The organism is Paenibacillus sp. PvR133, assembly GCF_017833155.1.
GTDB classification, from domain to species: domain Bacteria; phylum Bacillota; class Bacilli; order Paenibacillales; family Paenibacillaceae; genus Paenibacillus; species Paenibacillus polymyxa_B.
Map to the genome: position 1 here is coordinate 2,707,222 of NZ_JAFIBS010000001.1, position 19,923 is coordinate 2,727,144.

The following is a 19,923-nucleotide window of genomic DNA, read 5'->3' on the forward strand; positions in this document are numbered from 1 at the left end:
CTTGTCCCACATACATCTGTAGAGAATTCGGTATAGTCCAACAGAGGGAGGGGCAATGTGTGCTGTTTAGAAGGAGAGCGGCTTCGGCGTTCGTCCGTAAGCTATTATATTTTGCAATCATATGTGGATTGTTATGGTTGCTGTGGCTGGGTCTGCATGGGGTGATGTCTACAGGCGAGGGCGATCAAGCGGTAGAAGCACTGAACGAGTTCTACACTATGGAGCAATCGGGAAATTTCGGAGGCTCATGGGAGCTTTTTCATTCGCAAATGAAAAAGAAATTCGAGAAGTCCACGTATGTACAGCAGCGTGCGCACGTTTTTATGCAGGATATGGGGACGGATACGTTCACGTTTGAACTGGGGGAGCCGCAGGCTGAATATGACATTCGTACCGATCAGAATGGAGAAGAGTTAGGGAAAGTTTACCGTATTACGGTCACTCAGCATTACAAGACCCGATTCGGCAACTTTGATATCGTACAGCCTTGTTATGTGACGCAGGAAGATGAGAAGTGGCGGGTGCTTTGGATATATAAGGACAAGGAATAGAGGTTGTGTGGTGTTTCTAAAAGGTTAAATATGGTACAATACTTCCAAAACCGGAAATGTACAGTAAAATGGATCACAGCTTCACTCCGGATGGAAGGAGTTTCAAAGCATGCAGCAAGCGACAGGACAGGTTCCCGTCATACGTATGGAGGGTGTGAGTAAAATCATTTCCTCAAAAGCGATCGTGGATGATCTGACGCTGGAGGTTCCGGCGGGGCAGGTATTTGGTTTCCTTGGACCCAATGGTGCGGGAAAAACGACCACCATCCGTATGATGGTTGGCCTGATTTCGATCAGCAAGGGCGATATTCATATTTGTGGAGACAGCATCAATACCGATTTTGAAAAGGCTGTTGCCCATGTCGGCGCGATTGTTGAGAATCCAGAGATGTACAAGTTTTTGACAGGTTATCAAAATTTGCAGCATTTTGCGCGAATGTCTCCTGGGGTGACCCAAGAGCGCGTGGAAGAAGCGATTCGTCTGGTGGGACTCGGAAATCGGATTCACGATAAAGTAAAAACCTACTCGCTCGGGATGCGGCAGCGACTTGGGGTAGCTCAGGCGATTTTGCATCGACCGAAGCTGCTTGTGCTGGACGAGCCGACCAATGGCTTGGACCCGCAGGGTATTCGTGAACTGCGGGATTATTTGCGTCAATTGACCCGTACGGAAGGAATTACTGTATTCGTATCAAGCCATTTGTTGTCCGAGATGGAGCTGATGTGCGACCGTGTAGCTATTATTCAGAGCGGACGGCTGGTTGATATCAAGCAACTGAAGAATACAGGGGAGGAAGTGCATAAGGCGGAAATTGCTTTTGAGGTAAATGATGCCGAACAAGCTTATGCGCTTGCTGGAGCAGGGCGCGTCGAAGGTAATCAACTGCTGCTTCACCTGGAGCGGGAACAGATTGCAGAGATGAACAGCCTGCTGGCTGCAAATGGCATTAAAGTATATGCGATTCGCCCGGTTGCCCGTACGCTGGAAGATCAATTTTTGGAAGTGACGGGAGGCGGGGTCATTGGGTGATTTCTTCAAGCTGGTACATAACGAAAATCTGAAAATTTACCTGCGTGTGCGCACATGGATTATGCTGGGGCTGCTGGCGGTCATCACTGCTGTGATTCCGATGCTGATTTCCCTGGTTTCCGATCAGGTCAGTGTGTGGGATGGGATTGCGTTGACGACGTTGTTTACATTTTTCCTCAATACGACGTTTACGGTCATTGTAGCCGCTGATTCGGTGGCTGGTGAATTTACTTGGGGAACGATTAAGCTGCTGCTCATCCGACCTTGGACTCGCAGCAAAATATTGTTGTCCAAGTATATATCCGTGATTTTGTTCAGTTTGCTCGGAACGATCATTTTGATTTTGATGGTTACGCTGTCCTCATGGCTGATGTTGTCCAAGGATGCACCAGCGGGTTCTGTTCCACTGTTCAGTGATCCGATATCTTATGTAACGCTGAACTTTTTGTATAGCTATATCGCCTTGTTCGTGACGATGGCCTTTGCTTTTATGCTGTCCGCTGTTTTCCGTTCCAGTGCCTTGGCGATTGGGCTGTCACTGTTCATGATGTTCACCAAAACAGTTTATAACACGATTGGCTTGTTCAGCACAGATCGTTTTGAATGGACCAAATACGTTCTATTTACGCATATGGATCTGAAAAAATATTTAGATATGCCGCCGGGTACGGTAAGTTCCAGTCTAACCTTTTCGCTCACCGTGCTGGCCGCATATTATGTGATTTTTATCGCCATTGCCTGGGTGGTTTTCGTAAAACGTGATGTTTCGACCTAAATCGAAGTGCCATAGAGTAACACAAAGGACGTTCAAATGCCTAGCATTTGGACGTCCTTTTGTTATTTCAGAATTTTACAAAATCCTCATTTAAGACTATTTTATGCTGTATCTATGTCATTTTTTACTACACATTCTGCGTGCAGGGGTATATTGTAATCTATTTTCAGCAAGAATCAATCAATAGGGTCATTTTGCGTTTAAAGAGGTAGAGAGAAACAGAATAGAGGGGGGCCGCATGATATGCTGCAAAATAATCGTTTTTTTCGTCTGACTACGGGTATTGTCATGCTATTACTCATCATTTACTTGGGCACCAAAGTAAGCTTTATATTCAGTCCTCTCGTATCTTTGGTCAGCTTGCTGGTTGTACCGTTGATGCTATCTTTTTTCCTCTATTATTTATTGAGGCCGATTGTAGATGTAATGGAACGGAGAAAAATCAAACGATCTATCTCCATCTTGCTGATTTATTTGGTCATTGGAGTGTTATTGTTTGTTTTCTCATGGGGTGTGTGGCCTACGCTGCGTGATCAAGTTACCAATTTATTTGAAAATGCGCCGAAGCTCATTAAAAGTCTGGTTGATCAATTGAGCCAATGGCGGCATAATCAATCCTTGAGACAAGTGCTGCCTCCGGGTGAAGACCCGCTGTCACAACTGTCAGATACGTTGAACGAAGCTTTTTCGACACTGTCTGATTATTCGGTAAAGCTGGTATCGTTCGTGTCCTACTTTTTTATTGTATTGGCTACCTTTCCAATATTGCTCTATTACATGCTGAAGGAAGGGAGCAAGTTTGGCCCTAAAATGCTAAACTTCTTTCCAAAAAAATATCACAAGGACGCATTGGAGGTTATGGATGATATCGATAGTGCACTCAGCAGCTTTATCGTGAGTCGGGTGCTGATTAATGTCGCGTTGGGTGTGATGATGTTTCTTGGATTTTTAATTATTGGTTTGCCTTATGCCTTGCTGCTTGCCGTTATTTCGATTTTTCTTAATTTTATTCCCTATGTGGGGGCAGTGGCTGCTTCTATACCTGTGGTTATTATTGGATTACTCGAATCACCTTCGATGGCACTCTGGTCCCTGGTCGTGGTGATCGCTGCACAGCAAATTCAGGATAATTGGCTGTCACCTATAGTTTTTGGCAAGCAGCTGGATATTCATCCGTTGACTGTCGTTATTTTACTGTTAGTTGGTGGCGACCTGCTCGGGATTCTGGGTATCATTTTGGTGATTCCATTGTATATGTGCGGAAAAATCGTCATACGCAAGGTGTACCAATTATTTTTGGAACGCAGAGTGGAGGATATTATGGAATGAATGGAGAATGCACTGGATTTAAAGGAGTATATACTGATTTTATCCTGCTTCGGATTGCAGAGCGGCTTGGCTATCCTCCTTGTTTTTGCTGAAACTAGATTGGGTTTCGTCGTTTGACTCATCCGTAGAAGTTGACAACTCTACACCCTTTGTTCGGTTCATTTGAATTGTGCCGTCCAGTATACCGCCTTCAGAAATGACCAATGCAGTGGTCGCGGTATTTCCGTACAGTTCACCTGTCGGCGTAATGGTCAGTCGTCCTTCTGTAGTAATGCTGCCGAACACCTTACCGGCAAGAATGACGTCTTGTGCGATGATATCCGAACGTACAACAGCAGATTCTCCAATGACGACAGTACGAGTGCTGCGGATATCGCCCTGAAAATGACCGTCAATCCGAATATTGGCCTCTGCCTCAACTGTACCTTCAAAGCTGGTGCCATTAGCGAGCAGTGTATCCATAGCTGGGGCGGAAAGCTTTTTTTTGGATTCCTTGAACATGATGGTTTTCCTCCAATCTTTTATTGTGAATATTTTCAAAAATCCTCATTGTACATACAGTAATGGATCGACAGGTTGGTTATGCTTGACGATCTGAAAATGAAGATGAGGTCCTGTGCTCCTTCCGGTACTTCCCAGCAGACCGATGGTCTGTCCTTTGTGGACACGATCCCCCGGAGCCACCTGCATGCCGCTCAGGTGCATATACCAGCTCTGGAGTCCGTCAGGATGCTGGATGATGATGCACTTGCCGCGGGCTCCGCTAGAAGCAGCCTCCAAGACGGTGCCAGCTCCTGCTGCATAGACAGGATCACCGGTTTGTCCGGCAATGTCCACGCCTGAATGGAAGGCAGATCTGCCTGTAAAAGGGTCGCTGCGATAGCCGAAGCTGGAGGTCATTCGCCGTGAACCTACAGGCCAAATGGAGGGATTCCCTTGCTCGGCAAGAGCCAGCCTACGAGTCTGGAGTAGCTGTGCGGCTTGTTTGCGCTCCAGATTCTGCTGTACGGCATTTGCTTGCTGAATAGAGCGGGGAACCGTACGTTCCACCGTGTCCAACAGAGATTCGATCTCCTGAAAATCATCCATTGCCTGGCGAGTTAGGAGGGCAGTATTTTCATGCACTGCGATCAGCTCGCCCCCGATATGGCCGGAAGCATCCCAGGAGAGCGGCGTCATGGTCTTTTTATGGTTACTTGTGGCAGATGAGTTTCCGTGTTTACGAATGAATTGCTGCATTTGCTGTTCCAGCTCCGTTACACGCTGAAGGCGTTCACGAATATTGGTGGCTTGATTCGTCAGCTCCATGACTTCCTGCCGTAGTCGCCCAATGGCTGCATCCTTGTCCGCTACCGTGACCTCCATCTGCAAACTCTGGACAGCAAGATTCGTTTCCATTTGGGAGATAATATGGGAAGAACGGATTTGCAGCCCGATCACGAGTGTAGAGATAGACGCGATCACAAGAGTTGGGACGAGAATGACAGCGGCTGTAGAGCATTGTAGCTGCTTGGGCGGTTGCTGTGCATCCCGAATAACAAGCAGGGTCATCCGGCGATTTAGGCTTCCTTTTTTCATAATCGCTCCTTTCCGGACATCGCTCCTATAGTGCTTGGTTACTATCTATTCAGCTTAAGAGGCAAACATGTCAAAAAAATTGGAGCTTAGTATAAAACGTAGATGAGGATTTTGCAAAATCCTGAGATATATAAGGAGGCTTAGACATGCTGTGGTTGCTGTTGGTTTTAATTGTTTTTATTTTTCAGACCGGGACGATCCTGCTCTTTGAATTTCGCAAGCCGTCCAAAGCGGTAGCCTGGCTTTTTATTTTGTTTTGCTTCCCGCTCATTGGCTTTGTCGTGTACTACTTTGTTGCACAGGATTATCAGAAGCGCAAAATGGTTCGAAAAGGGGGATCGCAGCTGTTTCGTGAATTTCGCGAGCGTCTGTGGGCGCAATCGAAGGTGATTGAACAGGTGGAGCAAATGCATAATCCTCATTTCAAGCATCAGGAGCGTCTGTTTAACCAGTTAATTCGTATGTCGGAAAACCCGTTGACTGGATGTAATCGCACACGTGTGCTGACGAACGGTGAGGAAACCTTCGAGGCTATGCTGACAGCGATGGAACATGCACAACATCATATCCATGTGGAGTTTTACATATTTCGGGCCGACGAAATCGGAAGAAAGTTTCAAGAGGTCATGATCCGCAAGGCACGTGAGGGAGTAAAGGTACGATTCGTTGTGGACGGTGTAGGAAGCTACCATTTGCCCTATTCCTTTATTCGTACCTGTAGTGAGGCGGGAGTGGAATTTCATTATTTTCTACCTCCGTTTTTCGCCACGTTGGACCGCCGGATTAACTATCGCAATCACAGGAAAATCGTGGTGGTGGACGGCATGATCGGATTTGTAGGAGGGATTAATGTAGGCGACGATTATCTCGGAAAATACCCCAAAGTGGGATTTTGGAGGGATACACACTTGCAGATTGAAGGAGATAGCGTCTATTTTCTGCAAAATGCATTTCTTAGCGACTGGAAGCTGGCCTCGGGGGAGAGATTGATGGATGTGAATTTATTTCCTCCACATACCTGCACCGGGGATGAGGAAGTACAGATTTTGAGCAGCGGTCCCGATCAGGTTTGGGATACGATTCAGGAAATGTGTTTTGGAGCGCTCACGGTTGCCAAAAAGCGGATTTGGATTACGACGCCGTATTTTATTCCCGATCTGGGGATTTATGAGGCGCTCAAGCTGGCAGCAGTCAGTGGCGTAGATGTGAAGATTATTATTCCCTACCAATCCGATTCGAAGCTGGTTCATCTGGCGTCTTTATCCTATGTGCAAGAATTGCTGGAGGCAGGGGTGGAGTTCTACCAATATCGAAAAGGATTTATTCACGCCAAAGTGGTGATTGTTGATGATTTACTCGGTTCGGTCGGGACCGCCAATATGGACATGCGCAGCTTTTTCTATAATTTTGAGTTGACCGCTATAGTTTTTGCTAATTCAGCGCTGGAACGGCTTTCGGAAGATTTTGTAGAGGACATTTCCAACTCCTCACGCATAGATTTAAACGTGTTCCGCAGACGGCCTCGATCTCAGAAAATAGCTGAAATTCTAACTCGCATGCTCTCTCCACTCCTTTAAAGGCGGTTTTCGCCGTTTTTATCGATATAATCCCGCTTTATTGTGATTTATGTGCTCTTTGCTAACTTTTTTGCGCAAAATCACAGTTTTATGGTATACTATTCATATAACACAAGCGCGGTAAAGGAGAGGGGACTGCGGATAGCAGCCCCTTTTTCGGTCCAATATACCATACTGTAACGGGGGGATTTATATATGAGTGTAGTGAGCAAGGAAGTTCAAAATCTGTCTGAAATCACAGATGTAACCGGAGAGTTGACCAAGATCAGCAAAATTCCAGCTAATCCGAAGAACAAAGCAAAACGCCTGTTTCAGCGTGCGGCCATGATTATTTTCGGTGCGGCGCTTATGGCAGTGGGCCTCGAAATATTTCTGGTTCCTAACGGCGTTATCGACGGAGGCGTCACAGGTATTTCCATTATGGCCTCCAAGATTACTGGCTATCCACTCGGTATTTTCCTGACCCTGTTGAACCTTCCATTTTTACTTATCGGATACAAACAAATCGGTAAAACCTTCGCTTTATCCACTTTATTCGGCATTATCGTTATGTCCATCGGAACCGCGTTACTTCACAATGTAAGTGCATTGACTCCTGGCGAACCGCTGCTCGGCGCTATTTTTGGGGGCGTCATTCTCGGTGTTGGGGTGGGTCTTGTGATTCGGTCCGGCGGCTCGTTGGATGGGACAGAGATCGTAGCTATTCTCGTCAGTGAAAAAACTCCTTTTTCGGTCGGTGAGATCGTACTGTTCGTTAATATCTTCATTCTGGGAAGTGCAGGTTTTGTGTTCGGTTGGCCGAATGCCCTGTATTCCATGATTGCTTATTATATCGCCATGAAAATGATTGATATTACGATTGAAGGTCTGGATCAGTCCAAATCGGTCTGGATTATTAGTGAAAAATACCGTGATATTGGGGATGCCCTGACGGATCGTCTTGGACGGGGCGTAACTTATCTGGAAGGTGAAGGCGGCTTTACGGGCGAAAGCAAGAAAGTGATTTTCGTCGTCATTACCCGACTGGAGGAAGCGAAGCTGAAGAGCATCGTTGAAGATTGGGACCCGCACGCTTTCGTTGCGATCGGTAACATTCACGATGTGAAGGGCGGACGCTTTAAGAAAAAAGGAATACACTAGCGCAAGGGGACAATTTCTCAGCCTAATGGCTGCGGGGTTCGTCCCCTTTTTTGTTCTTCCAAGCATGGATCAGGTTCGGTGTGCCTTGGTGCGCATATGCTTGAGGACGTCTTCTACGGGCTGGGGAGGAACCTTGTCGATCAAGTCGCCTACCTGGTTTAGTCGTTCCTCAATATTCAGCAAATGGTAGTCAAGTGGTGATACATCTTGCCGTACCTCTTCCCATGTTAGCGGAGTGGAGACCGTAGCGCCGGGGCGTGCCCGCGGGGTATAAGGAGCGGCCAGAGTTTTCCCTTGATAATGCTGCAAATAATCAAAATAGATGGCTGTTCCCCGATCCTTCTTTAACCGTTCGAGTGTGAACAGATGCGGGTGCTTTTCTGTCACAAACTGTCCAACTAATAGCCCGATGCTGCGAAGTTCGTCGAAGGTTATGCCTGTACGGATGGGAACGATAATTTGTACACCTGTGGCCCCGGAAGTTTTGGGGACGGAATCCAAACCAAGCGAAGCCAGTACTTCACCGACAATAGAGGCTGCCTCCATAATACGTGGCTCCACCTCTCTGGATGGATCAAGGTCAATCATCCATTCACAGGGCAGCTTGCTTCCCGCTTCATGCAGAGAGGGGTGGAATTCCAACGCAGCTTGATTACCAAGCCAGAGAAGTTGTGGCAATTTGCCGAGCACGATATATTCAATACCATCATGCAGAGCGGTTTCAATATAGTCCGGCCGAGGACGTGGGGCATTTTTCTGATAAAAAAAATCACCGTGAATCCCATGTGGCCAGCGGATGACGGTCAGCAGACGATGATGGCAATATTTGAGCAGGAAGGGAGCCAATACCGCGAGCTTGCGAAGATATAGCGCCTTAGTCACGCCTGCTTCAGGCCACAGTGGTTTATCCGGGTTGGTGATAGGAATTTCCTGACCTTCAATGGTAATAGTACCTTTAACAGCTTGTCCCATAATGCTATCCTCCTTTGGCTAACATGCAGCAAAATCTTTATTTACAGGCTGATTGTTGCACTTATAGATCTACATATGGTTTAACATGAACGTGAAGTGCTGAATTTATCCATCAAAGGGATTGACAAGATACATTATGTATCATAAATTTATAATAAAAAATACGATATGTATCTATTAAAGTGTCTTGAGCAGAGGTAGAGGAGGAGTTTGCTTGATTGAAAAGCAAGGCGGAGGGCTGGTATTCCTGTTAAGTGTCCCTCGGAGTGGAAGTTCGCTGCTTACCGCCATTTTGCAAAACCATTCCCGCCTGTTTGCCACACAGGAAATGTGGTTTCTGCTCAGTTTATATGATCTTCCTCAGTCACATGCACGGCCATATGGAGGAACAGGGATACTTCGGCAATTTTTTAAAGGTATGGTTTCCTCCGATGTACTGGAGCAGGCCTCTCGTTCGTATGCACTTGAAATATATAATGGTCTGCTTCAAGGAACTACAGCAGATATGCTTATCGACAAATCCCCGCGTTACTATACGGTGCTGGAATTTATAGACCGTTTATTCCCTGATGCCCGCAGGCTGTGGCTTATCCGGAATCCTTTAGCCATTGTGGCCTCATTCAAAAAGGTCAATCAGCTACGGAATGGACGTTTTCAACTGCTGGAGGAACTGGGGAGTCCGCATTTTAATATGAAAATGACGGATATTACGGTTGGTTTGTTCCGTTATGCTCATTATTTTGCTACACCTCATCCACTTGCATACCCGCTTAGGTATGAACAACTCGTATCCAATCCAACGATGGAGATCGAGAAGCTGTGCGGTTTTCTGGGGATCAAGTATGAGCCGGGGATGGAAAAGTACGGAGACTTTGCGGATACGCCCAAATCCAGTCTTTTTTATAGTATGGGAGCGGGTGATCCATTCGTAGGAGAGCATGAGCAGGCGCATCAGGATTCGGTACATAGCTGGCAACATTTGTTGAGTAAAACGGAAATTGAGCTGTATTGCAGAAGCATTGGGTCCCGCATGTTTAGGCAGCTTGGTTACGCGGAAGCGTTGGAGCAGGCTGAGCAGATGACTGGAGTCCGCTTTGAAGAGGAGCCGGATATAGAGCTGCTGAGTCAACGTACACAACAATTTCTCCAACAAAGCGGCTTTGAATGGAAGGCAGCTTATCGGATGCTGGAAGACCGGGATGCAGATAACAGAGAACTTGTGATAAATGCAACCCATCATACTGTACCTCAAGATCTGGCAAGGATGGAGGTGGACCAGATCGTGAACGATCGGCGGATCCAATCACTGGAAAACAGGTTGGCACATAGCTATCAGGAGCGGAACCGTCTTATCGCTCAGCTCCAAAGCTATCAACGCCCAAATCAAAGTCTCCGATCTCGCAGCCTCTTTGCCCGTAAGCTCGGGCGCTTGGCGTCTGTAGCGTTATCAAGCATAGGAAAAGAAAAAGGGGGAAGAACGTGAGTGCGATTGCCGGAATCTATAGCTTTGGACATGAGTCCGTAAGCACCGAAGAAGGCGGGAAAATGATGCAAGCCCTGCGAAAATATCCCGCTGACCGCGTATGCGCTTGGTGCGAAGGCTCAATTTTTTTGGGTTGTCATGCCCAGCATGTGACCCCGGAATCTGTTCATGAGCGTCTTCCCTTCTATGATGAGCTAAGAGATTTGGCAATCACGGCGGATGCGATTATTGACAATCGTTCCGAGCTGTTTGAACGGCTGGGAGTTGAGCAGGAACGGCGGCAAGATATCACGGACAGCGAGCTGATTTTGCTGGCATATGACAAATGGGGAGTGGAAGCAGCCAGTTATCTGATAGGTGATTTTGCCTTTGTCATTTGGGATGCCAAGGAACATCGATTATATGGTGCTCGAGATGTGACAGGAAATCGTACGCTGTACATCTACCAACATGATCGAGGATTCGCGTTTAGCACGGTAGTCGCTCCACTTTTGACCCTGTCCTCTCTGCGAAAAGAACTGCATGAACCGTGGCTGGCCGAATTTTTGTCCATCCGTGCCATGCAGGAATCCGTTGATATCGGAACGACCGCATACAAGCATATCAACCAGCTTCCTCCTGCACATTGGTTCACTATGGAGGAGGGGAAGCGAACCCTTCATAAATATGCATGTCTGGATAAGGTAGAGCCACTGCGGCTCAAAACAGGGGGCGAGTACATAGAAGCTTTCCGCGAGGTGTTCACACAGGCGGTCACTGCCCGACTACGGACGCATCGCGCTGTAGGGGCTGCCTTGAGCGGAGGGCTGGATTCCGGGGCGGTTGCCAGCTTTGCCGCGCCATCGCTGCACTTGCAACAAAAGCCGCTGCATGCCTACAGCTATGTGCCTGTTCAAGATTTTACAGACTGGACACCGCCTACATTGATGGCGAACGAACGAAGCTATATTCAGTCTACGGCTCGCTATGTAGGCAACATTCACGAGAATTATATGGATTTTGAGGGTAAAAGTCCGTTTTCTGAAATTGATATTTGGCTGGAACTCATGGAAGCACCCTACAAATATTTTGAAAACTCCTTCTGGATCAGAGGTTTTTATGAAAAAGCACAGGAGCACAATGTCGGTGTACTATTGACCGGGGCACGAGGCAATTTTACCGTATCGTGGGGCCCTGCACTAGACTATTATGCCCGGCAGTTTCGTCGTTTGCACTGGTTGCAATCCTTTCAGGGATTGTGGCGGTACAGCAAGCTTACGGGCAGGCGTATGTCTCATCTACTCCCTGTGATGTTGAAAAAAGCGACTTCGCTTGAATCTCGTTCATGGCTGCGGCGTAGCAATCGAAGTCCCGTTCCTTCACTGATTCACCCGGAGTTTGCCAAACGGATGCATGTAGAAGATATTCCTGTATTGAGCGGAACAGGCTGGATGAAAAACGCCGATCAGACGAGAAAAGAGAAATTTTCGAATTTGGCGATTGCTAACAAAAATGGTGTGGTCGCGACCAAACTTTCACTACGGTATGGCCTGTGGGAACGTGATCCGACCGGAGACAGCCGAGTGATTCGCTTTTGCTTATCGGTGCCTTTTGAACAGTATGTGCAAAACGGTCGGGACCGTGCCCTCATTCGTACGGCCATGCGTGATCATCTACCTGATGATGTTCGGTTGAACCAGCGGGTACGCGGTGTACAGCCTGCAGATTGGCTACATCGAATGCTTCCTTGCTGGGATACGTTTATGGGAGAGCTTCAACTGATGTGTCATGATTTACGAGCCGCCGAATATCTCAATATTGAGTTTATTAAGACGGCTATGGCGAAACTTCACCACCCCCGCCCTGAGCAGGCGTCTGATCCGAATATACGACTACTAATGCATAGCCTGATCGTGTACCGTTTTCTCTGTAGATTGAACTGATCGAACCTATCCGGTCAGACAGTTCGCCATTCGTTGGAGGGGAGGTGATGAGATGAGTAAAAAAGAATGGCAGGAACCGACGATAGAGGTGCTGGATATTAACCAGACTATGGCGGGTAAAGGCTGGAAACAGATTGACTGGGTGTCTGACCACGATGCCGATCTTCATAATCCAAGCTAACACATGGTTATACATGCAGCCGATGTTGGGCTGGAAGCAAAAAACTGGTCCGATAACGACTGAATGAACGAGAATAGCATAATCCATTGGACTCGTATTCAATACAAAGCCGTCTTTATTTCTTCGGGTTAGAGGTATTGCCCAAGAAATAAAGACGGGATTTTTAAGGACAGAGGAGTGAGTCCTATCGTGCATGACAGGAGTACAAATGTCAGTTGGACGAAATATATAGCCTTTGGACTCAGAATTGCCAGTGAGCTGAATCTGCCTGAGCTGATCCTGGCAGCACCGGAAGCAGTAGAGGATGTAGTCATTCGACAGGCTGATTTAACTGCATGGAGTGGTCAGCTGGAGCAGGCCAATTTTGTGATGCTAGATGAGCGATTTATGTTCCAAATACCAGGCACGGCCATTTATGCCGTCAGGGAAGGCAAGGAGATCGAAGTAAGCATATTCTCCGGGGCCGATCCTGACACCGTGCGGCTGTTTGTGCTGGGTACATGCATGGGTGTTCTGCTGATGCAAAGACGAATATTACCTATTCACGGAAGTGCGGTCGTCATCGGGGGGAGGGCCTACGCATTTGTGGGTGAATCGGGTACGGGCAAATCGACACTGGCTGCTGCTTTTAGGCAGGCAGGTTATCAGATGGTTAGTGATGACGTGATTGCTGTAAAAGCTACGGCTTCCTCAGCCATCGTGTATCCAGCTTATCCGCAGCAAAAGCTGGGGTTGGATAGCTTGCTCCAACTGGAGGCTTTACGGGAGAACAAGCATGCACGCAAAAGAAATAACATACGGTCCCTAACTGATGGCAATTCTGTAATGCCACAATACAGTGATCTGCGTATGCTTGCAGGTGAGCTGAATAAATATGCTGTACCCGCCGTAGATGAATTTTTTAACGATCCGCTGCTCTTAGGGGGCGTATTCGAGCTTGTGGCAGATTCTCCAATCCGTGCGTTGATGCGCGAAGGGGAGCTAGTGGCGGTTACGGAACAGCCCTTGAACGTTCTGGAGTGCTTGCATACATTACTACAACATACATATCGTAGGGTGATTATTCCGCGAATGGGTTTGAGTGAATGGTCGTTTGATACAGCGGCTAGGATGGCTCGTAAAGTAGAGGGCTGGCGGCTGCTGAGGGATAGTTCCGTCTTTACTGCGTCCGAGGTTGTACAACGGGTACTTGATATCATTCGTAAGGAGGAAAAGAGTTATGGCAGCCACTAATTCAGCTAAGGACCATTATCGCGTCATTTACGGTGAAGAGGTCTATGTCAGTGATATGGACGGAGAAAAAGTGATGATGAGCATTAACACTGGTAAATATTATAACTTAGGCTTCACAGGAGGACGAATCTGGGAACTGGCAGAATCCGGTCCTTCACTTGGCGATATCGTAACTGTCCTGACGAATGAATATGAGGTGGACGAGGAACAGTGCAGACAGCAGGTACATACCTTTGTGGCTGAGTTGGAGCGGGAAGGACTGTTAAAGCTTCTACGGGAGTCGGTATAACATGCGGATACAACGGCTTCTTCTCCTGTCTCCAGAGGTCAGGAAATTGTTGCCGGAAGCCTGGCTGGAGCTGGGATGGGCGAGGCTGCGCCAGCGTCGTTCTTTTGGGGATTACTCAAGGGTTTGGGGCATATGTATGGAAGAAACTCCATGGCAGTGTGATGTCAGGCAGGAGAAGTCCATTCAGCAGATTTCGCACGCTGTGGAGCTGGCAAGCCGTTATACTCCTTGGCGCAGTAGTTGTCTTGTACAAGCCGCTGCGGCGATGACGTTGCTGGGGCGCAGAAAACTGGACTGCACGCTGTATCTGGGCACAGCCAAAAATGCCGCTGGACGCTTGGCCGCACATGCATGGGTACGTAGCGGACCGATTTATGTTACGGGGAAACGGGAGATGGAAGCATTTACGGTGGTGGGGATATTCGGGAGACGTGCTGTGATGGCTACAAATACAAAAAATGAAAGATAAAGGCGGTTCTTTGCTTTAATGCGATGAGACAAGAAGGAGAAGAATGCATGCCCACCAAGTCTGTTTTGGAACTTGCGAATTGGAATGAGGATCAAGAATTAACGTTGTTACTCTCTCTATTGGGGAAAGACGTTTCTCATTGGCAGGATAAGACTGCTGCTACCCAGCTGCGTGAGATGGATTGGGTCCGCTTTTTACGTCTGACCGAGCACCATCGAGTGGTACCTACGGTGTATCTCCAACTGAAAACATTGAATCATCCGTTCATTCCCGCAGAATTGTTGCGAAACCTTCAGGCGCAGTATCATCGAAACACGCTTCGCATGCTCCATCTTCAAGCAGAAGCCGAGCGTCTGACCAGGCTCTTCATAGCTCATGGAATTCGTGTGCTTATGTTGAAGGGTCCTGCTCTGGCGCAGCAGTTGTACGGGGATGTTTCTCTGCGTACCTCCAAGGATATCGATTTACTCATTGCCCCTGACGATATGGATGAGGCTGAGCATTGGATGAAGGAAGCCGGATATGCGTCCAAGAGCGGAGAAGTGCGTGTCCTTGGTAGTTGGAAATGGAAGGACCACCATGCATCCTACCTCCATCCGCAAAAACGGGTAGAGATTGAGTTGCATTGGCGGCTTCACCCGGATGGGGGTGGGGAACCCTCTTTTGACGAGCTGTGGAACTGCCGGAAAATGGGCAAAGCTGCAGGAACCAGTCGGCAGGTACCGTTGGGACCTGCCGACAACAGGACTGTGATGACGTCCTGTATGTATACGCTTGGCAGCGAGCATCAATTTCTGTACTTGAGTGCGCATGGTGCGCGTCACGGCTGGTTCAGGCTGCGCTGGCTGGTTGACATCGACAGGCTTGCGGTATGTGCTGTCGATTGGGAGGCGCTACTGCCGATGATGCGCCGCTACGGGGGCCTGCCTGCTGGGGGGCAGGCTTGGGCACTCGCCGCTGCGCTGTTGGGTACGCCGATACCGGAGTCGATGCGTCCGGTATCGGCTACCCGGCAGGCGCACAGGCTCGCGCTGAGCGCGCTGGCCTTCATGCAGGCCAGCGTTCCCGCACCGTACCCGATTGCCCACGGGTCGGGTACAGGTAGGCTTGCTCCATCTGAGCTGCTGCATAGCAGAGCTTTGGCGGAGCAAGCGGAAGCCGCCCCTCCGGATGGCGGTGCTTCGGTATGCGGTACCTGTGGCGAAGCAGCCATGCTTGCCACCAGTGGCGTTACTAGCATCACGGAAGATGCCAGTAACGCCGATCATAGCCCGATGAGCACTGCTACCAGTTGTGCCCCCATTACTCCAGCTGTCGCCTCCAGCCAAGTCATGACCAGAAACACGGCGGCTGCCCATCAGCCGGTCAGCCGCACTTACTTGCTTTCCTTAAAAGAGCCAAGACACAGACTATGGTACCTCATCAGCCGTTTGTTTCCTTCTACGGGGGATTCGGCCGTTTTTCCACTGCCTCGCCAGCTGCATTTTTTGTATATCCCTTTACGTCCATTTCTTTGGCTGAAGCGGCGATTTTCAAAGCACTGACTTGATAGAGGATTTTGCAAAAATCCAATAAGCGACTTTCAATGAACAATATATAGATCGAAATGGTCTAGTTCGTCTATATATTGCACTTTGGAGCGACTGGAATCGAATTTTTCAAAATCCTGGATAAGGAGTGTGCATTATGGTTCACCTGCGATTATATATGACAAAGCTGTATAGCGTGAACGGCGGTGCGTTATTTCTCAATATTGGATGTATGATCATTGTCAGCCTGCTGGAGGGTTTTGGCATTTATATGCTTGTTCCTATGCTGGCGGCTATCGGCGTATTTGTTGGTCATTCAGGGATGCCATTTCTGTCTGGTGGATTGGAACATTTTTTGCCGTTCATTCCTAAAAGCTGGCTGTTGCCGGGGATGTTGATGGTTTTTATAGTGCTGCTTACAGGGCAGGCTTTGCTTCAGCGTTACCAATCCATCCTGAATTCGCGGATTCAGCAGCGTTTTATGCGCTCTTTGCGAATAGACGTGTACACTTCCTTTATGAAGGCGCAGTGGGCATTTTATTTGCGTCAGCGTAAATCTGATTTTAGCCATGTGATGACGACCGAGCTGGCGCGTGTCAGTCAGGGAACGAATTTGCTTCTTCAACTGACTACTGCTGTCATGTTTACGATGATCCAGATTGCGTTGGCTTTTTGGTTATCCCCCTCTTTAACCGGGCTGGTATTTCTGAGTGGATTGGGGCTGTTTGTCGTGTTCCGCCGCTCCATTCGAAATGCCAAACAATTAGGTGATCGTACCACTGAGCTGTCGCAGGTTTATTTTGCTGGAATTACGGATCACATGAACGGCATGAAAGATATTAAAAGCAATCTGTTGGAAGCGGCGAATATCCATTGGTTTCGCTCCCTGACACAACGCATGGAGGATAATACGACCCAATTTGTCCGGCAAAATGCGACCACACAGTTTTTTCATCGTACAGCGGCAGCTGTTTTTGTCGCTTGTGTCATATTTACATCGCTGCAGTGGCTGCATGTTACTCCTGAAAAACTGATTGTGCTGATTCTTATATTTTCACGCTTATGGCCCCGATTTGCTCTTATTCAAGCGAGTCTGGAATACATCATGTCTATGATCTCCGCTTTTGAGAGTGTCACCAAGGTGCAACAGGAGTGCGAAGCTTTCACGGATCCGTCATTGATTGTATCTGCATCTGTACGGCAACCCCTGTCCCTTCGTCATGGGATCGAATGCAGCCATCTGGATTATCGCTACGATGGTGCAGCAGAGTCTGCGCTGCGTCAAATTAACTTGTTCATACCCGCTCGGGGAATGACAGCCATTGTAGGGAAATCGGGAGCAGGTAAAAGTACAATGGTCGATGTCCTGATGGGTTTTTTACGTCCAACTGGGGGGCAGATTACAATAGACGGGCTCGTTCTGGACGACGAATTGTTGCTCCAGTGGCGGCAGTCGTTTGGCTACGTGTCACAAGACCCATTTTTATTTCACGCGACTGTCCGCGAAAATTTGATGCTGGCAGATAAAGATGCTAGTGAGCAGCAGCTATGGGAGGCGTTACATTTTGCCGCCGCAGACAACTTTGTATCCAGATTGCCCGAAGGGCTGGACACAGTAATTGGAGATCGCGGGATTCGTCTGTCTGGAGGAGAACGTCAACGGCTAGTATTAGCACGGGCTGTCTTGCATCATCCTTCGGTACTTATACTAGATGAAGCGACAAGTGCGCTGGATGGTGAGCATGAAGCCGCAATTCAGGCAGCACTGGAACGGATGAAAGGTCAAATGACGTTGATCGTCATTGCTCACCGCCTGTCAACCATCAGACATGCGGATCAAATTGTCGTACTGGATCAAGGCGAGGTCATACAGCAGGGGAACTACCACCAACTGGAACAAGAGGAGCGGGGGGCGTTCAGTCAGCTACTATCGTATCAAAGCAGTGTCACCGCCACCCCTTAACCCGACTTTTCTGTAACTCAGCTTAAGTTTCTTTACGTTTGGCAGTGCTTCTTTTCTTTTTGACTGGAGTCGGAGAGATGTTCTCGCCTGCAACAGCCTGCTGTGCTGTTGGGGCCGCTGGTTTACGCGCAGGGCGTTTTTTCGCAGCAGGGCCGGGATCGGTAACGACAGGTTGCACTGCCTCGATGCTGGCCTGAAGGGCGGCCATTAAATCTACTACATTGGTCTGAGGCTGTGTTGGGGCGATTCGCACCTCTTCACCAGCCACTTTATGTTGAATGAGATCCAGAAGACGCTCGCGGTACTGATCCGTATACTTTGCTGCATCAAAAGGTGTAGATAGCTGCTCGATTAGCATTTTTGCCATGGTCAGCTCTTTCTCTTTAACCTCCTCCTGCCCCGGTAAGTTAGGCACTTGAGCAATGGGGCGAATTTCATCGGGGTAAAACATCGTCTCCACCGCCAAACATTCATCCAACACCCGAATAGCCGCCAGGCTGCTTTTAGAGCGGATGGAGATTTGGGCAATCCCGATTTTCCCGGTATCCTTCATCGCATTCATGAGCAGCTTATACGCATTGGAGCCAGCTTGATCCGGGGACAGATAATACGTTTTCTGAAAGTAAATCGGATCAATTTCCTGCAAATCCACAAAATCTAAAATAACAATATTTTTATCCGCTTGTCCGCTAACTTGCTCCAGTTCCTCCTTGTCGAACATGACAAATTTTCCTTTTTCATATTCGTATCCTTTTCCAATTTCCTCCCATTCGACCTCCTTGTCACAAACGGGACACTTTCGTACATAGCTAAGTGGGCTTCCACACTCCTTGTGAATATAACGCATGGAAATGTCCTTATCCTCAGTCGCAGAAAACATTTTAACGGGCACATGAACCAGCCCAAAGCTGATCGCACCTTTCCAGACTGTATGCATTACGCCGCTCCTCCTTTTTTTTAATCCGCATTTTGTATCCTTCGATTCCAACGCTCGGCTGTGAGCATACCCATTTTTCACTTAGTATGCTTCGGAGAAAGGAATGTATGAGGTGTAAAGAAAAGAGCAAGCCAACTAATCTGCATTCTGAGGTATGACTACATCGCATAATACAATGATATGAAGTTGTTAAGTTACATTAGTTATATTAAGATAAGGGATAACCAACGATTTTGACATTTTATAAGAAAGGAGTGTTCATGTCATGAAGAAAAGATCATTAAACTTTATATCTTTTGGATATGGATACTCTACTGCTGTTTTTTTCTAAAATCATTTTTATTGGTGGAGTCTGCCTAAAAATGCTTAGAAGAAACGGTAGAAAAATTTAAAAATGACGAGGTCGATTAAATGAAAAATGAAAAAATAACTAGAAAAAACCCGGCAGGTATGCTGAAACCAGTAGGGAATTACACGCATATAACTAAAGTTCCCAGAAATTCAGAGCTATTCGTAACTTCGGGTCAAGTTGGAGTAGATCAGAATGGCCAATTTCCAGAAAGCTTTAACCTACAAATCAGCAATACTTTTAATAACATTAAATCAGTTTTGGACGCCGAACAATTAACCGCTGACAATATTATAAAAGTAAATGTATGGGCAACTGAGCAGATAGATTGGGATTACATGTATTCCCAATGGGAAAAGTTATTCGGGAATGATTATCCTGCAATGACTATCGGCTACCTTACTGCTCTAGGATTGCCTGAAATAAAAATTGAAATTGAAATTTGGGCAGCTAAAGCATAAAAATAATACGCACCTCATTTATGGGATGGAATCATAGATAGCCCCGGTCTTCGTGAGAAGCTGGGGCTGTTTTATGTTTAAATTCACGAAAAATGTACATCCGACGTCGCAAGCAAACGCACTAAACGATTACCGAGCATCGCATAGTGATGAGC

The 19,923-nt window shown here is 47.6% G+C and carries 19 protein-coding genes; 15 read left to right on the forward strand and 4 right to left on the reverse strand.

What is annotated here, in order from left to right:
• The first annotated feature begins 59 nt into the window (after nucleotides 1–59).
• The 4 genes from JOE49_RS11800 (at nucleotide 60) to JOE49_RS11815 (ending at nucleotide 3,685) form a co-directional block, all read left to right on the forward strand.
• Nucleotides 60–551, forward strand: a complete 492-nt coding sequence (locus tag JOE49_RS11800) for a hypothetical protein (protein WP_023987444.1) — start codon at nucleotides 60–62, stop codon at nucleotides 549–551.
• Nucleotides 552–660: 109 nt separating this feature from the next.
• A complete protein-coding gene (locus JOE49_RS11805; RefSeq protein WP_068938660.1) occupies nucleotides 661–1,581 on the forward strand; it encodes an ABC transporter ATP-binding protein in 921 nt (306 codons plus the stop codon).
• A complete protein-coding gene (locus tag JOE49_RS11810) occupies nucleotides 1,574–2,356 on the forward strand; it encodes an ABC transporter permease (RefSeq protein WP_023987446.1) in 783 nt (260 codons plus the stop codon). Before JOE49_RS11805 ends, JOE49_RS11810 begins: the two co-directional genes overlap by 8 nt.
• 243 nt (nucleotides 2,357–2,599) lie before the next feature.
• Complete coding sequence (locus tag JOE49_RS11815) at nucleotides 2,600–3,685, forward strand: AI-2E family transporter (RefSeq protein WP_209941272.1); 1,086 nt, start codon at nucleotides 2,600–2,602, stop codon at nucleotides 3,683–3,685.
• A 39-nt stretch (nucleotides 3,686–3,724) separates the two neighbouring features.
• Here JOE49_RS11815 and JOE49_RS11820 read toward each other — a convergent pair whose 3' ends face one another.
• The gene (locus tag JOE49_RS11820; protein WP_209941274.1) at nucleotides 3,725–4,186 is read right to left on the reverse strand and encodes a bactofilin family protein; all 462 of its coding nucleotides are present in this window, start codon (nucleotides 4,184–4,186) and stop codon (nucleotides 3,725–3,727) included.
• A gap of 45 nt (nucleotides 4,187–4,231) precedes the next feature.
• A complete protein-coding gene (locus tag JOE49_RS11825; protein WP_075153895.1) occupies nucleotides 4,232–5,263 on the reverse strand; it encodes a M23 family metallopeptidase in 1,032 nt (343 codons plus the stop codon).
• A gap of 146 nt (nucleotides 5,264–5,409) precedes the next feature.
• Between JOE49_RS11825 and cls the strand changes: the two genes are divergently transcribed.
• Both cls and JOE49_RS11835 read left to right on the forward strand, forming a co-directional pair.
• Nucleotides 5,410–6,840 carry a cardiolipin synthase gene (gene cls / locus JOE49_RS11830; protein WP_053324864.1) on the forward strand — a complete coding sequence of 477 codons (1,431 nt, stop codon included), beginning with the start codon at nucleotides 5,410–5,412 and terminating at the stop codon, nucleotides 6,838–6,840.
• A gap of 195 nt (nucleotides 6,841–7,035) precedes the next feature.
• A complete protein-coding gene (locus tag JOE49_RS11835; protein WP_013309188.1) occupies nucleotides 7,036–7,980 on the forward strand; it encodes a YitT family protein in 945 nt (314 codons plus the stop codon).
• A gap of 69 nt (nucleotides 7,981–8,049) precedes the next feature.
• On the opposite strand, the gene ligD is transcribed toward JOE49_RS11835, so the two are convergent.
• The gene (gene ligD, locus JOE49_RS11840) at nucleotides 8,050–8,952 is read right to left on the reverse strand and encodes a non-homologous end-joining DNA ligase (RefSeq protein ID WP_013309189.1); all 903 of its coding nucleotides are present in this window, start codon (nucleotides 8,950–8,952) and stop codon (nucleotides 8,050–8,052) included.
• A 214-nt stretch (nucleotides 8,953–9,166) separates the two neighbouring features.
• On the opposite strand from ligD, the gene JOE49_RS11845 reads away from it, so the two are divergent.
• The 8 genes from JOE49_RS11845 (at nucleotide 9,167) to JOE49_RS11880 (ending at nucleotide 18,021) form a co-directional block, all read left to right on the forward strand.
• Nucleotides 9,167–10,435 (forward strand): sulfotransferase family protein, encoded by a 1,269-nt coding sequence (locus JOE49_RS11845; RefSeq protein ID WP_209941282.1) that lies wholly within the window; start codon nucleotides 9,167–9,169, stop codon nucleotides 10,433–10,435.
• Nucleotides 10,432–12,357 (forward strand): asparagine synthase-related protein, encoded by a 1,926-nt coding sequence (locus JOE49_RS11850; RefSeq protein ID WP_209941284.1) that lies wholly within the window; start codon nucleotides 10,432–10,434, stop codon nucleotides 12,355–12,357. Before JOE49_RS11845 ends, JOE49_RS11850 begins: the two co-directional genes overlap by 4 nt.
• A gap of 52 nt (nucleotides 12,358–12,409) precedes the next feature.
• Nucleotides 12,410–12,538: a paeninodin family lasso peptide gene (locus tag JOE49_RS11855; protein ID WP_023987454.1), complete on the forward strand. Its 129-nt coding sequence runs from the start codon at nucleotides 12,410–12,412 to the stop codon at nucleotides 12,536–12,538.
• A 189-nt stretch (nucleotides 12,539–12,727) separates the two neighbouring features.
• On the forward strand, nucleotides 12,728–13,771 hold the full coding sequence (locus JOE49_RS11860) for a dephospho-CoA kinase (protein ID WP_160789045.1): 1,044 nt from the start codon (nucleotides 12,728–12,730) through the stop codon (nucleotides 13,769–13,771).
• Nucleotides 13,758–14,060: a lasso peptide biosynthesis PqqD family chaperone gene (locus JOE49_RS11865; protein ID WP_053324868.1), complete on the forward strand. Its 303-nt coding sequence runs from the start codon at nucleotides 13,758–13,760 to the stop codon at nucleotides 14,058–14,060. The genes JOE49_RS11860 and JOE49_RS11865 overlap by 14 nt, the downstream gene beginning before the upstream one ends.
• Nucleotide 14,061: 1 nt before the next feature.
• Entirely contained in the window at nucleotides 14,062–14,529 is a 468-nt protein-coding gene (locus tag JOE49_RS11870) for a lasso peptide biosynthesis B2 protein (RefSeq protein ID WP_209941286.1), read from the forward strand.
• Between the two features lie 47 nt (nucleotides 14,530–14,576).
• Nucleotides 14,577–16,073: a nucleotidyltransferase domain-containing protein gene (locus JOE49_RS11875; protein WP_209941289.1), complete on the forward strand. Its 1,497-nt coding sequence runs from the start codon at nucleotides 14,577–14,579 to the stop codon at nucleotides 16,071–16,073.
• A 142-nt stretch (nucleotides 16,074–16,215) separates the two neighbouring features.
• Complete coding sequence (locus JOE49_RS11880; RefSeq protein ID WP_071559030.1) at nucleotides 16,216–18,021, forward strand: ABC transporter ATP-binding protein; 1,806 nt, start codon at nucleotides 16,216–16,218, stop codon at nucleotides 18,019–18,021.
• 22 nt (nucleotides 18,022–18,043) lie between these two features.
• On the opposite strand, the gene ku is transcribed toward JOE49_RS11880, so the two are convergent.
• A complete protein-coding gene (gene ku, locus JOE49_RS11885; protein ID WP_013309197.1) occupies nucleotides 18,044–18,958 on the reverse strand; it encodes a non-homologous end joining protein Ku in 915 nt (304 codons plus the stop codon).
• A gap of 411 nt (nucleotides 18,959–19,369) precedes the next feature.
• Between ku and JOE49_RS11890 the strand changes: the two genes are divergently transcribed.
• Nucleotides 19,370–19,768, forward strand: coding sequence for a RidA family protein (locus JOE49_RS11890; RefSeq protein WP_209941291.1), 399 nt, complete (start codon nucleotides 19,370–19,372; stop codon nucleotides 19,766–19,768).
• Nucleotides 19,769–19,923: the final 155 nt, after the last annotated feature.